The 13,475-nt window shown below is 67.3% G+C and carries 10 protein-coding genes; 8 read left to right on the plus strand and 2 right to left on the minus strand.

Going from position 1 to position 13,475, the window contains the following annotated elements:
* Positions 1-8 precede the first annotated feature (8 nt).
* Together IEW34_RS08880 and IEW34_RS08885 are read left to right on the plus strand one after the other, a co-directional pair.
* A complete protein-coding gene (locus IEW34_RS08880) occupies positions 9-857 on the plus strand; it encodes an alpha/beta fold hydrolase (protein ID WP_188608819.1) in 849 nt (282 codons plus the stop codon).
* Between the two features lie 238 nt (positions 858-1,095).
* On the plus strand, positions 1,096-2,244 hold the full coding sequence (locus IEW34_RS08885; RefSeq protein WP_188609223.1) for an ABC transporter substrate-binding protein: 1,149 nt from the start codon (positions 1,096-1,098) through the stop codon (positions 2,242-2,244).
* Positions 2,245-2,585: 341 nt separating this feature from the next.
* Here IEW34_RS08885 and IEW34_RS08890 read toward each other — a convergent pair whose 3' ends face one another.
* Complete coding sequence (locus IEW34_RS08890; protein WP_244641884.1) at positions 2,586-3,896, minus strand: DUF2778 domain-containing protein; 1,311 nt, start codon at positions 3,894-3,896, stop codon at positions 2,586-2,588.
* A 471-nt stretch (positions 3,897-4,367) separates the two neighbouring features.
* Between IEW34_RS08890 and IEW34_RS08895 the strand changes: the two genes are divergently transcribed.
* The 4 genes from IEW34_RS08895 to IEW34_RS08910 all read left to right on the plus strand — a co-directional run bounded on the left by IEW34_RS08895 (position 4,368) and on the right by IEW34_RS08910 (position 9,707).
* Positions 4,368-5,048 carry a gamma-glutamylcyclotransferase gene (locus IEW34_RS08895; protein WP_244641885.1) on the plus strand — a complete coding sequence of 227 codons (681 nt, stop codon included), beginning with the start codon at positions 4,368-4,370 and terminating at the stop codon, positions 5,046-5,048.
* A 129-nt stretch (positions 5,049-5,177) separates the two neighbouring features.
* Positions 5,178-7,535: an Orn/Lys/Arg family decarboxylase gene (locus IEW34_RS08900; RefSeq protein WP_188608820.1), complete on the plus strand. Its 2,358-nt coding sequence runs from the start codon at positions 5,178-5,180 to the stop codon at positions 7,533-7,535.
* A 32-nt stretch (positions 7,536-7,567) separates the two neighbouring features.
* Entirely contained in the window at positions 7,568-8,128 is a 561-nt protein-coding gene (locus tag IEW34_RS08905) for a GNAT family N-acetyltransferase (protein ID WP_188608821.1), read from the plus strand.
* Between the two features lie 355 nt (positions 8,129-8,483).
* Complete coding sequence (locus tag IEW34_RS08910; RefSeq protein WP_188608822.1) at positions 8,484-9,707, plus strand: ABC transporter substrate-binding protein; 1,224 nt, start codon at positions 8,484-8,486, stop codon at positions 9,705-9,707.
* A 192-nt stretch (positions 9,708-9,899) separates the two neighbouring features.
* Here IEW34_RS08910 and IEW34_RS08915 read toward each other — a convergent pair whose 3' ends face one another.
* Complete coding sequence (locus IEW34_RS08915; protein WP_188608823.1) at positions 9,900-10,334, minus strand: cytidine deaminase; 435 nt, start codon at positions 10,332-10,334, stop codon at positions 9,900-9,902.
* Positions 10,335-10,557: 223 nt separating this feature from the next.
* Here IEW34_RS08915 and IEW34_RS08920 point away from each other — a divergent pair, with 223 nt between their 5' ends.
* Both IEW34_RS08920 and IEW34_RS08925 read left to right on the plus strand, forming a co-directional pair.
* A complete protein-coding gene (locus IEW34_RS08920) occupies positions 10,558-11,763 on the plus strand; it encodes an ABC transporter substrate-binding protein (RefSeq protein ID WP_188608824.1) in 1,206 nt (401 codons plus the stop codon).
* Between the two features lie 19 nt (positions 11,764-11,782).
* Positions 11,783-13,387: an AMP-binding protein gene (locus IEW34_RS08925; RefSeq protein WP_188608825.1), complete on the plus strand. Its 1,605-nt coding sequence runs from the start codon at positions 11,783-11,785 to the stop codon at positions 13,385-13,387.
* The last annotated feature ends 88 nt before the right edge of the window (positions 13,388-13,475 follow it).

Genomic DNA, 13,475 nt, shown 5'->3' on the forward strand with positions numbered 1-13,475 from the left:
GAGGACGCATGGACGCAGCGGCGAGCAGCAGGACCGAAGCACCGACGCAGGCGGAACGTCCGCTCCGCTGGCCGGACCGCGTCATGCCCCACGTGGAGGTGCACGAGGGGCAAGGCCCTTACCTGCTCCTGGTGCACGGCTTCCTCTCCAGCCGCGCCCAATGGCGTTCCAACCTCGCCGGGCTCCAGGAGGTCTGCCGCCCCGTCCTGCTCGAGCTCTGGGGGCACGGCCGCTCCCCCGTCCCAGACGAAGGCGACATCTATTCGATCGGCGGTTACATCGAGATCTTCGAGACCGTGCGCACGACGCTGGGCGCCGAGCGGTGGCTGGTCTGCGGCCAGTCCTTCGGGGCTGGCCTCACGCTCCAGTATGCGCTCGCCCATTCCCAACGTCTCGCCGGCCAGATTTTCACCAACTCCATGTCGGCGTTGTCGGCCCCGGACGCCCTTGGCCGTGCCGAGGATCGCCGCCTCCGCGCCGAGGCGATCCGCCGGGACGGCATGGCCGCCATCGAAGCGATGAAAGCTCACCCCCGCCGCGCCAAGCGGTTCGCGCCGGCCGTACGCGATGAACTGGTCGCCGATGCGGCCCGTATCTCGCCCGCCGGCATCGAGCGCTCGGTGCGCATCACGTCCGGCGAGTTGTCCGTCATGCCACGGCTCGGCGAGACGTGCGTGCCGACGCTGCTCGTCAACGGCACCTGGGAGAAAGGCTTCCAGCCGCTGCGCCGGCAGGCGGCGACCGCTCTGCCCGGGCTGAAGGTCGTCGACATCGAGGGTGGCCATTCCATCAACGCGGAAGAGCCGGACGCGTTCAACGCGGCGGTCAAAGCGTTCATGAGCAGCCTTCCAGGTTAGGCCTTCAACACACTTCGACAACGGCGACGAGGTTGAGCATGCCCGGCGGGAGCCGTCGCGTGCCCAGTCGCTATGCTAATATTGATCCAGATCAAGTATATGATATCTGCCGCAACGACTTGATCTTGCCGCCTCCGATCGTTTCCTCATCGCGCATCTTTAGTGCCGCGATGGGAGAGCGAATGTGACGACGATCCTACGACGCCTGTGGCTGGTGCTTGGCCTGATCGGCGCGTCCATGCTGCCAGCCGCAGCCGCCGACAATGCGGGCATCGCGGCGGGCGAGATTCGCCTCGGCAATCTGATGCCCTACAGCGGGCCTGCCTCCAGCTACAGCATCATCGGCAAGACCGAGGCGGCTTATTTCGCCATGGTCAACGACCGGGGCGGCATCAACGGCCGCAAGGTCAACTTCATCTCCTACGACGACGGCTACAGCCCGCCCAAGGCCATCGAACAGGCGCGCCGGCTGGTGGAGAGCGACGACGTGCTGGCCATCTTCCAGCCGCTCGGTACGCCGTCCAACGCCGCCATTCAGAAATACATGAACGTGAAGAAGGTGCCGCAGCTCTTCGTCGGCAGCGGCGCCTCCCGCTTCAGCGACCCCAAGCATTTTCCGTGGACGGTCGGCTTCAACCCCACCTACGAGACGGAGACCGAGGTCTACGGCAAATACATCCTGGAGGCGCGGCCCGAGGCCAAGGTCGCCATCATCTACCAGAACGACGATTCAGGCCGCGATCAGATCAAGGGCCTGGAGCATGGCCTCGGGGCGAAGGCCGCCGCCATGATCGTCGCCAAGGCCTCCTATGAGCCGACCGATCCGGTGATCGACTCCCAGATCCTGACGCTGAAGGCCTCCGGGGCGGACGTGCTGGTGTCGCTGGGCACGCCGCGCGCCGGCTCGCAAACGATCCGCAAGGTGGCCGAGATCGGCTGGAAGCCGCTGTTCTTCGTCGGCAATCCACAGGCGAGCGTCGCCTCCGTGCTGGTCCCGGCCGGCCTCGATAACGCCAAGGGCGTCATCTCCTCGACCTCCATCAAGGACGTCACCGACCCCGCCTGGAAGGATGATGCCGACGTCGCCGCCTTCCGCGCCTTCATGGCCCGTTACTATCCCGACGGCGATGCCAACAACGGCAGCACCGCCTATGGCTATGTCGCGGCTCAGGTCATGACGGAGGCGCTGCGGCGCTGCGGCGACGACCTGTCGCGCGAGAACGTGCTGCGCCAGGCGACGACGCTCACCCGTTACGCGCCGGCCCTCATCCTACCCGGCATCACCGTCAACACCTCGCCGACGAACTATTCGCCGCTGCGGCAGCTGCAGCTCATCCGCTTCGACGGCGAGCGCTGGCAGCTCTTCGGCCCGGTGATCTCGGACTGAGGCGGGCCCAGCCTCCGTGCTGGCCGCGGCTGAAGCCGCCGCCCCACCAGGGCATTTCCCGATCAGATGGAGTCATCTGATCGGTTAGAAATGCTCCAAGTCTTTGAATCTGGAGCGCTTCTCCTTGATCGGGTGGTTCCACCCGATCAAGAAGCGCACGAGCGGCCCGACCCAGACGCGTTGAACGGATGGATGGTCGGGCCAAGCCCGACCATGACGGGGCGGCGACGGAAGCCATTTATTCTCAACGACATGGTCGGGCTTGACCCGACCATCCATCGACTTTGAAGACCCAAACCCGTCGCCAGGGCCCAAATGGCCACGCTCTCCGCGCTGCGCCACTAGTTCGAACGAGCCACCACCACCAGGCGCCGGACCTCGCCGCGGTGGTAAGCCTGCAGGAACTTGTTGTAGTCGCGGAACGACACGCAGCCGTTGGACTGGCCGTTCGGGCCCAGCATGTAGCTGTGCGCCAGCAGGCCGGCGCGGCCGTAGATGGCGCCGGCGCCGCCGACGGGCGTGAGCCGGATCGCCTGCACGCCGTGGAACAGCGACTCGCGCAGAGTCAAATCGTAGGTATGGGGCGGGGTTGCCCCCTTCATGCGGACGTGGACGTGGCGAGGATCGTCCATCTTCTCGCCCAGGCCTGAGTGCGCCTCGAGCCGCTCGCCATTGGGCATGTACACTGTCTTCGCCGCAATGTCGTAGATGGCGGTGCCACCGCCGGCCGAGCGCGGCGTGTCCGGGATGAGCTTGCTCATCGGGCTGGAAGCGCCGATCCCGCCGTCGTTTGGCGCCGCGTAGGCGAGTTGTGGCCCGCGGGCCTGCTGCTCTTGCTGCTGGCCAAAGCCGAACAGGCGCTGGAAGAGATTGCGGCTCTCGGGCGCCGGGGCGGCGGGCGCGATGGCGACCTGTGAGCGCCGCGGCAGGCGCCGATGGACCGTTCGCTGTTCCGTCGGCAGCACCGGCGTCGCGGCGACCTCCGGCCCGCCAAGGCCGCGCGGGCGCGGAACCGGCAGCGGAGCGCTGTCGGCGAGCCCGGGCCGCGACTCCGCCACCTCGGGACCAGCGTCGGCCGGGGCGGTGGCAACGGCAAACGGCGCGACCGGCCTGAAGGTCGAGGCCAGCGGCGTGCTCTGGCCGAGTGCGGCCGGTGCAATGCCCAGCGAAAAGCCCGTGTCGAACAACGGACTGTTGGGGTCACCCTTCGTCATCACGCGCGCCGCCGCCGCGTAGGCCATGGCGACGCGGTCGGGGGCCGCACCCTCACTGGGCGGCGCAAGCGATGCGCGCGCGCGCTGATCCTGGGCAGGTGCTGCTGCCGCGGGATTGGAACCTTTGGCGGCCGGCGGCGTTTCGTTGCTCGGGACGGGTGCCGCGTCGATGGGCGAGGTGGTCGCGGCGGCCTTTGCAGGCGGCGGTACCGGAGCTTGAGACGGCGTCCCGATTCGTAGCGGCATGGTCATCGCCGATGCGATGATGGCCTTGGGTGTCAGATCGGGAAGGAGCCCGAACTGCCAGGCGCCGGCGAGGCCGGCGCAGCCGAGGGCGACGCCGCCGAGGAAACACGGAAGGACGAGACTCCGCTGCCGGCGCCGGCTGCGGAGCTGGATAAACTCGTAGTCGTAATCTGCACCGACAGCGTAAGTCATTGGTTGCGCTTTCGGAATAGCAACATATTGTCCGCTTCCTGCCCCACGCTCCCCGCTGCTCGACCCCCGCGCACTTAGCCCTTTGGCCATGGCCCGAAGCCGGAGCGTCTCGCATGCCAGTTGCCTGTGGCAGGAGCCTCGCTCGAGCTTTCATTAGGGCTGAAGTAGGTTAATTGCCCATGAATCATGGCGAATTTTGTCGCTGGTCGCCCCGCGCCCAGGTCACGCCTTGCCGCGGCGATCAAAGCCGGGCTTGAGGAGGGCGTCAACCCATAGCGGAGAAGCCTCTCGCGGCCGGCGCCGCGGCGGCGGGAGCGAACCCCGCCGAATGCGCTCCTCCGCGCCCTTGTGGCTGCGCTTGGCGGGACACATCGTCACCTCGGAGAGGGAGTTGAATATCCTCTCGGAATGGACTGACGTAGCAAGAAAAACCTCCTATGCAATGATGCGGGGCCATCGGGGCGCATCATCGTGGACAAGCCTGCTCTCACCCGGGAACTGTTCGAGAGCGGCCTCATCGAGGAGATCGTCGCCCGTGACGCCCCGGCCCTGCGGCTGCTCAGCCCCGAGGAACGGGCGGCTTCGCTTCGCCGCATACTCGACGCCCGCCCGCCAGGCGACGCTTGGCTGTTCGGCTACGGCTCGCTGATCTGGAACCCGATGATCCGCACCGTCGAGCGCCGGACGGCACGCATTGCCGGCTGGCACCGTGCCTTTTGCCTGTCCACCACGGTCGGCCGGGGCTCGCCCGCCAATCCCGGCCTGGTCCTCGGCCTGGACGAGGGCGGCGACTGCACCGGCATCGCCTTCCGCCTCGCCGATGACGACTTGCAGGACGAGCTCGCCCTGCTGTGGAGGCGGGAGATGCTCGCCGGCGCCTATGTCCCCCGTTGGCTCGACGTGCACGACCCGGACGGTGTGCGCTTCGGCAGCGCCATCGCCTTCACCATCGACCCGGCAGGGCACCACTACGCTGGCGGCCTGGCGCTCGACATCGTCATTCACCGGCTCGCGACGGCGTCGGGCGCACTCGGCAGCGCCGCCGACTACCTCTTCAGGACGTGCGAGGGCCTGCGTGCCCACGGCGTATCGGACCCCGCCCTCGAAGGCCTGGCCGCCCGCGTGCGCGCTATGCAGATTGCGGGCGGCTGACGGGGTGGTCCAGCCGCCTGCGCGGCGAGGCCGGCCACGCCCGCGGCAAGGCGCCCCATCGCCCGTCCTGTCACGCTAGCGTCATCGAACCGGTTGACGCCTTGCGACAATCATGAAGGCGGGGATTCCATGGACTACTTCAGGCGGTTCACCTTCCTGTTCTCGACCCCCTCGTTCGACCCGGACGACCTTGAGGGCGTGCGCTTCAACCAGATCATCGCCGAAATCGAGCGCTCAGGTTTCGAGACGGTGCAGGCGCGCAAGCTCGAGGACGCCGAAATCGCGGTGCAGACCGACGCGGCCATCGGCTGCATGGTGGTCGACTGGGGCAAGAAAGGGCTGGAGGGCAAGACGGCGGCGCTCATCAACCTGATGCGCCGACGCGGCCTCGACTTCCCCATCATCCTGCTGATCCGCCGCAAGCGCTTCGAGGAGGTGCCGGTCGAGGTCCTCGACTTCATCGACGGCTATATCTTCCTCTCCGAGGAGACGCCGGCGTTCATCGCCAAGAACCTCATCAGCCGGCTCAAGCAGTATGCCGAGACGCTGAAGACGCCGTTCTTCGGCGCCCTCGTCGACTATGCCGAGGAGGGCAACCAGCTGTGGACCTGCCCGGGCCACAACGGCGGCATGTTCTACAGCCGCAGCCCGATCGGCCGCGTCTTCATGGAGCACCTGGGCGAGGCCGTGTTCCGCGACGACCTCGACAATTCCGTGCTCGATCTCGGCGACCTCCTGACCCATGAGGGGCCGGCGCTCGCGGCGCAGAAGGAGGCCGCCAAGATCTTCGGGGCGGAGAAGACCTATTTCGTCCTCAACGGCACCTCCACCTCCAACAAGGTGGCGCTCGGCGCGCTGGTGACCGACGGCGACCTCGTGCTGTTCGACCGCAACAACCACAAGGCCGCGCACCACGGGGCGTTGCTGCTCGGCGGCGGTGTCCCGGTCTACCTGCCGACGGTGCGTAACGCCTGGGGGCTGATCGGCCCGATGCGGTGGAACGCCTTCGACGAGGGGGCGCTGCGCCAGCGCATCCGTACGCACCCGCTGGTGAACGATCCGGAGGCCTGGCGCCGGGATCGGCCGTTCCGCGTCGCCGTGGTGGAGCAGTGCACCTACGACGGCACCATCCACAGCGCCGAGATGATCCTGTCGAAGATCGGCCACCTCTGCGACTATATCGTCTTCGACGAGGCCTGGGCCGGCTTCATGAAGTTCCACCCGCTCTATGCCGGGCGCTTCGCCATGGGGCTCACCGGCCTCGGACCCGATGCTCCCGGTCTCATCGCCACCCAATCCACCCACAAGCAGCTGGCGAGTTTCTCGCAGGCCTCGCAGATTCACATCAAGGACAGCCACATCCGTGGCCAGAAACGGCGCGTGGAGCATCGGCGCTTCAACGAAAGCTTCATGCAGCACGCCTCCACGTCGCCCTTCTATCCGCTGTTCGCGTCCCTGGATGTGGGCGCGCAGATGATGAAGGGCCGCTCGGGCGAGGTATTGTGGGACGACACGATCCGGCTCGGCATCGAGCTGCGCAAGAAGATCCGCGCCGTCGCCCGCGAGTTCGAGGAGAAGGAGACACGGCCCGAGCGGCGCTGGTTCTTCGAGCCGTTCGTGCCCGATCGCGTCCAGATCCCCGACGCCGCCCGGCCGGGGGCCGTGCACGACGTCGCCTGGGAGGCCGTCGGCACCGATCAGCTGGCCGCCGATCCGTCCTTCTGGGAGCTGAAGCCGGGAGCGGCCTGGCACGGCTTCGCCGACCTCGAGGCCGGCTTCGCCATGACCGATCCCAACAAGCTCACGCTGTTGACGCCGGGCTTTGACCGCACCACCGGCGGCTATGCCGCCCATGGCATCCCCGCGCCGGTCGTCGCCCAGTATCTGCGCGAGAACCGGGTGGTGCCCGAGAAGAACGACTTGAACTCCCTGCTCTTCCTGCTGACGCCGGGGGTGGAGGCGAGCAAGGCCGGCACCCTGATCAGCGCGTTGACCGCCTTCAAGCGGCTGCACGACGACAACGTGCCGCTGGAGGAGGCGATCCCCGAGTTCGCGCGCCGCCGCCCCGGCCGCTACGCGGGCGTGCACCTGCGCGACCTCTGCGCCGACATGCACGGCTTCTTCCGGGCTTCGGACGTCAGCGGGCTGCAGGCGCGGCAGTTCGCCCCCGAGCACCTGCCCGACATGGCCCTCACGCCGCGCGACGCCGCGCGCGCGCTGGTGCGCAACGATGTCGACTACCTGCCCATCGACGCCATCGCCGGGCGTATCGCCACGACGCCCTTCGTGGTCTATCCGCCGGGGATCGCGACGATCGTGCCGGGCGAGCGCCTGACCGAACGGGCGCAGCCGATGATCGACTACCTGAAGATGTTCGAGGCGAGCTTCAATGCCTTCCCCGGCTTCGAGGTGGAAGTCCAGGGCATCTACCGGGAGGTGGATGCGTCGGGACGCGTTCGGCTACATACTTACGTGGTCGCCGAATAGGCCGGCGGCACGCCCGGGGGTCAGGGAGCGACATGGACGAGGAGCAGCCGGTGGTGGTCCGGCCGTCGCGTGACGGCGATGTGGAGGCGATGCTGGCGATCTACCGGCGCCATATCCGCCGGGGCGTCGAGGATGGGGTGGACGACAGCGGCACGCCCGAGCCCGACGATCTGCGCAACCGGCGCAAGAACCTGCGCAACCGGCGGTTCCCCCACCTGGTGGCGACACGCGGCGACCGGGTCGTCGGCTATGCCTACGTCGTGCTGTTCCGCAAGCGGCCGGCCTATCGCTTCACCGTCAAGCACTCGATCTACGTCCACCACGAGGAGATTGGCCGCGGCGTCGGCCGTCACCTGATGCAGGCGTTGATCGACGCCTGCGCAGCAACGGGCTTCCGCCAGATGATCGGCTACATCGACGCCGACAACACCGCCTCGCTCGCCCTGCACGACAAGTTCGGCTTCGATCGCGTCGGCCTGCTCAGGGGCGTCGGCTACAAATACGGCCGTTGGGCCGACAGCGTCATGGTGCAGCGCTCGCTCGCCGCCGGCACCACCACCCCGCCCCCGGCGGAGGGGCTTGGCGTGCGCTAAAGCGCTTTCGAGCGAAGTGGACGCCGGTTCGCGTGAAGGAAACGCAATAAATCAAATAGATAGAGCATTTCGGCGTTTCGAAGAAGCGCCGAAATGCTCTATCGTGGCCGTTCAGCTTGCCGCTCCGCGAACGGTTCGTGATCCTCGGCTCACCCGTCCCATATCGTCGCAAGCGGGGCCTCGGCCGGTCTTGAGCTCGGCCGAACGACGATTGCTTTACAGTCAAAAAGCGTGCGCCCCCTATGTTAGTTACATCCGTAATCGACCTTGCGCCCAGGGGAGCGAGGCGTGAGGATCGGGGCGGGAGGCCAGGCGCCCGCCGGTCTCCGCAAAAAAGCATGCTAGGGAGATCGAAATGCTCAGCCGATGGCTCACCGCGGCCCTGGCCGCCGCGCTTCCATGTCTGGCCTCCGCGACGGCCGTTGCGCAGAAGAAATACGATCCCGGCGCCAGCGACACGACGATCAAGATCGGCAACATCATGCCTTACAGCGGGCCGGCCTCAGCCTATGGCACCATTGGCACAACCGAGGCAGCCTACTTCAGGAAGATCAATGACGAAGGCGGCATCAACGGCCGCAAGATCGAGTTCATCAGCTACGATGACGGCTACAGTCCGCCCAAAGCCGTCGAGCAGGTGCGCAAGCTGGTCGAGAACGACAACGTTCTGCTCGTTTTCAATCCGCTCGGCACGCCGTCGAACACGGCCATCCAGAAGTATCTGAACAGCAAGGCCGTCCCGCAGCTGTTCGTCGCCACCGGCGCCACCAAGTGGGGCGACCCCAAGAACAACCCCTGGACCATGGGCTACCAGCCGACCTACCAGGGCGAAGCCCGCATCTACGCGGCCTATATCCTCGCCAACAAGCCGGACGCGAAGATCGGCATCCTCTACCAGAACGACGATTTCGGTAAGGATTACCTGCAAGGCATGAAGGAGGGCCTGGGCGACAAGGCCGCGAGCATGATCATCGCGGAGGTGCCCTACGAAATCGCCTCCCCCACCATCGACAACGAAATCCTCAAGCTCAAGGCGAGCGGCGCCGACGTGCTGTTCAATATCAGCACGCCGAAATTCGCCGCCCAGGGCATCCGCAAGATCTCCGAGGTCGGCTGGAAGCCGATGCACATCCTCGCCAACGTCTCGTCTTCGGTCGGCGCGGTGTTCAAGCCGGCGGGCTTCGAGAATGGCCAGGGTATCCTCAGCGCCACCTTCGGCAAGGATCCCACCGATCCGCAGTGGAAGGACGCGCCGGACGTGAAGGAGTGGGAGGCCTTCCTCGACAAGTACATGCCCGGCGTCGACAAGACCAACGCCAACTATGTCTATGCCTATGGCGTGGCGCGCACCCTGGTGCAGGTGCTGAAGCAGGCGGGCGACGACCTGACGCGCGAGAACATCATGCGGCAGGCGGCGAACCTCAAGAACTTCGACCCGGGCCTGATGCTGCCAGGGATCACGGTCAACACCGGCCCCAGCGACTTCTATCCCCTCGAGCAGGAGCAGATGATGCGCTTCAAGGGCGACCGCTGGGAGATGTTCGGTCCGGTGATCAGCGGCGAGAAGAAGGGCAGCTAGATCCCCTGAGGGCGCCTCGGCGCGGGAGAACCTGCGGCGCTGCTCCTGCGATTGGGTGTTTCACCCGATCGCGAGAGAAGCGCTTTGGGGCGGGCTGATTCTTCTTTGAATTATCATCCCGCCTTAAGTCTTTGTTTTGAGCATGTTCTTACCCGAAAAACGGTGTCCACTTTTTGGGTCATGCGCTGGTCGTCAGCTCCGGCCCGTATCGCCCAGCGTGAACGGCTGCGGCAGCAGGTCCGCGAGTGTGAACGTGCCGACCCCGACGACCTCAACCGGCAGGCTTGAATCCGCGAACTCGGCCATCACCTGGCGGCAGGCGCCGCACGGCATCAGGGTGGACGCCGGCCCGCCGGGCGAAGCATCGATGCAGGCCACCGCCACCGCCTCGAGCCGACGCGCACCGGCTGCGACCGCCTTGAAGATCGCGACGCGCTCGGCGCAGATGGCCAAGCCGTACGAGGCATTCTCGACGTTGCAGCCGGTGTAGACCTGGCCGCCGGCACGCACGGCGGCGCCGACGCGAAAGCGGGAATAGGGCGCATGCGCATTCAATGCGGCGGCCTGAGCCGCAGCGGTCAGTCCGCTCGCGCGGGAAGCCGGATCGGGCGCTGTCACCGACGCCATGTCTGTTTCACCCTTCGTCCGTTCGCCGCAGATATGGCATGGGGCGACGGCGCGCGCATCTCCACACCGCGGCCGGCCATGGCGCGGCAAAGCTCCAAGGCATGCGCGCCACGAGGCGATGCGGCCGCCACCGCCGATTGCACCGTCGTTTGGCGGCCAATACCATCGCGCCAATGCGCCGGCGCAGCGACGGCGGACCGAGAACACGACGGGAGGAACATCCATGCGGCACTTCATTGCTATTGCTGCCCTCTGCCTTGCGGCAGCCGTCGCGCCCGCAGCGGCGCAGACCGGTGCTCCGCCGCTCAAGCTCGGGCTCATTGTCGACATGTCGGGGCCTTATGCCGACATCACCGGCAAGGGCAGCGTGGCGGCCGCTCAGATGGCAGCCGAGGATTTCGGCGGCAAGGCGCTGGGCCGACAGATCGAGGTGATTGGGGCCGACCATCAGAACAAGGCCGACATCGCCGGCGCCACCGCGCGCGAATGGTTCGACAGCCAGGGGGTGGAAGCGATCATGGACGTCGCCGCCTCCGCCACCGCCCTCGCCGCCAATGAGATCGCCAAGGCGCGCGGCAAGATCATCATCTTCAGCGGACCGGGCGCCCTGCGGCTGACCAACGAGGCCTGCGGCCCCTACTCCGTGCATTGGGCCTACGACACCTACGCACTGGCCCATGGCACCGGCCTCGCCACCGTAAAGCAGGGCTACGACACCTGGTTCTTCCTGACGGCCGACTATGCCTTCGGCCACGATCTGGAGAAGGACACCGCGACCGTCGTCAAGGCCGAGGGCGGCAAGGTGGTCGGCCAGGTCCGCCACCCCATGAACACGGCGGACTTCTCCTCCTACCTGCTCCAGGCACAGGCCTCGAAGGCCAAAGTGGTCGGCCTGGCGAACGCCGGCGCCGACATGATCAACACCATCAAGCAGGCGGCGGAGTTCGGCATTCCGGAGTCGGGTCAGCGGCTCGCAGGCCTGCTCGTCTTCGTCTCCGATGTCCACAGCCTCGGCCTCAAGGTAGCCCAGGGCATGCTGCTGACCGACGCCTTCTATTGGGACATGAACGACGAGACGCGGGCCTTCGCTCAGCGCTTCTCCAAGCGCGTCGGCCAGATGCCCGGCATGGCCCATGCGGGCGTCTACTCCTCCACGCTGCATTATCTCAAGGCGGTCGCGCAGGCCGGGACGACGGATGCGGCGGCCGTGATGAAGGCCATGAAGGCGGCACCGGTCAACGACGTCTTCGCCAAGAACGGGCGCATCCGCGACGACGGCCGCATGGTGCACGACATGTATCTCTTCGAGGTGAAGAAACCCGCCGAGTCCAAGGGCGCGTGGGACTACTATAAGCAGCTGGCGACGATTCCCGCGGACCAGGCATTCCTGCCGCTCGACCAATCCAAATGTCCGCTCGTCAAGCATTGAAGGCGAACGATCACACGCCATGACGCCCCAGGATCTCACTCCGACTGCCCTGCTCGCGCGGCACATCGCCGAGCACCCCGACTCCCCGGCCTTCATCGAGGGCGAGTGTGTCACCAGTTTCGCCGCCTTCGGCCAGCACGTTGGCCGCACTGCGGCGTGGCTCGCGCGTCAGGGCATCGGGCCCGGTGACCGTGTCGGAGTCTGGCTGGTGAACCGGGTCGAGTGGCTCGCCCTGTTCTTCGCGCTCGGCCGGCTGGGCGCGACGCTGGTCGCCGTCAACACCCGCTACCGTTCGGCGGAACTCGAGCACATCCTGGGCCTCAGCGGCGCGCGCCTGCTCGTGCTGCAGCTCAACTTCCGCAGCATCGACTTTCCGGCCGTGCTCGCCGGCGTCGACAGCGCCAAGCTGCCGGCCCTGGAACGCATCGCCGTCGTCGATGCGGCCGGCGCTGGCTTGCAGACGATTCTCGGCAAGCCGGCGGTGGCGTTCGACGCTTTCGCCACGGAGGCCGTGCCGCCGGCGGACGCCTCTGCCGCCGACGCGCCGCTGATCCTGTTCACCACCTCGGGCACCACGCGGGGGCCGAAGCTCGTCGTGCACCCGCAGCGCACCCTGACGCTGCATGGCCAGCGCTGCGCCGCGGCGTTCGGGCTCGGCGCGCCGGACGCCAAGCTGTTGGCCGCCATGCCGTTCTGCGGCGTCTTCGGCATGGCCGCGCTGATGGCGGCGTTCGCCGGCGGTATCCCTTCCGTCCTGCTGGATGCGGTCGACGCCGAAGCGACGGCCGATCTGATCCGCCGGCACGCCGTCACGCACACCTTCGGCAGCGACGAGATGTTCCGCCGCATCGGCGAGATCGTGCCCGGCCACGACCCCTTCCCTTCCGCGCGTGTCTTCGGGTTCGCTGCCTTCGGCCCCGGCGCAGCGGACCTCGCCACGGCGGCATGGGCCCGCCGCATTCCGATGCTGGGGCTCTACGGCTCCAGCGAGGTGCTCGCGCTCTTCTCCATGCAGCCGCTCCATCTACCGATCGCCGAGCGTGTCGAGGGCGGCGGCCGGCCGGCCTCGCCCGACGCCGAGGTGCGCGTGCGCGACATCGACAGCGGCGAACTGCTGGCGCCGGGCGAGAGCGGCGAGATCGAGATCCGCGCGCCGACGAACTTCAGCGGCTATCTGAACAACCCGGAGGCGACGGCCGAGGCCGTTCGGCCCGACGGCTTCTTCCGCACGGGCGACCTGGGACGCCTGCGGTCCGACGGCACCTTCGTCTACGAGGCGCGGCGCGGCGATGCCATCCGCCTCGGCGGCTTCCTGGTGAGCCCGACCGAGATCGAGGACGTGCTGAAGCAGGTGCCCGGGGTCGCCGACGTGCAGGTCGTCGCCGTCGAGATCGCTGGCCAGATGCGCGCCGTCGCCTTCGCCATCGCGTCACCCGCGCGGGAGCCGGCCGAAGCCGAGGTCATCGCCGCAGCCAAGGCCGCCATGGCGGCGTTCAAAGTGCCGGCCCGCGTCTGGTTTATCGACGAATTCCCGACGACGCCGAGCGCCAACGGCACCAAGATCCAGAAGGCCAAATTGCGCGAGATGGCAATGGAGCGCTTGCGTGCGGAGACGGGCGCTTGAGGGCAGGAGCCACACCTCGAGCTCACTGGATCGGACAACCATCGAACGCGAAGGGATGGGCGAACGCGCGGCCATCCATGCGGTCAGC

The organism is Chelatococcus reniformis, from assembly GCF_014640075.1.
GTDB lineage: Bacteria > Pseudomonadota > Alphaproteobacteria > Rhizobiales > Beijerinckiaceae > Camelimonas > Camelimonas reniformis.

Bases quoted from the DNA above. Each gene is read 5' to 3' on its own strand.
- IEW34_RS08890 (WP_244641884.1), bottom strand. From the start codon at position 3,896: ATGACTTACGCTGTCGGTGCAGATTACGACTACGAGTTTATCCAGCTC.
- IEW34_RS08880 (WP_188608819.1), top strand. From the start codon at position 9: ATGGACGCAGCGGCGAGCAGCAGGACCGAAGCACCGACGCAGGCGGAA.
- IEW34_RS08925 (WP_188608825.1), top strand. From the start codon at position 11,783: ATGACGCCCCAGGATCTCACTCCGACTGCCCTGCTCGCGCGGCACATC.
- IEW34_RS08905 (WP_188608821.1), top strand. From the start codon at position 7,568: ATGGACGAGGAGCAGCCGGTGGTGGTCCGGCCGTCGCGTGACGGCGAT.
- IEW34_RS08900 (WP_188608820.1), top strand. From the start codon at position 5,178: ATGGACTACTTCAGGCGGTTCACCTTCCTGTTCTCGACCCCCTCGTTC.
- IEW34_RS08915 (WP_188608823.1), bottom strand. From the start codon at position 10,334: ATGGCGTCGGTGACAGCGCCCGATCCGGCTTCCCGCGCGAGCGGACTG.
- IEW34_RS08910 (WP_188608822.1), top strand. From the start codon at position 8,484: ATGCTCAGCCGATGGCTCACCGCGGCCCTGGCCGCCGCGCTTCCATGT.
- IEW34_RS08885 (WP_188609223.1), top strand. From the start codon at position 1,096: ATGCTGCCAGCCGCAGCCGCCGACAATGCGGGCATCGCGGCGGGCGAG.
- IEW34_RS08920 (WP_188608824.1), top strand. From the start codon at position 10,558: ATGCGGCACTTCATTGCTATTGCTGCCCTCTGCCTTGCGGCAGCCGTC.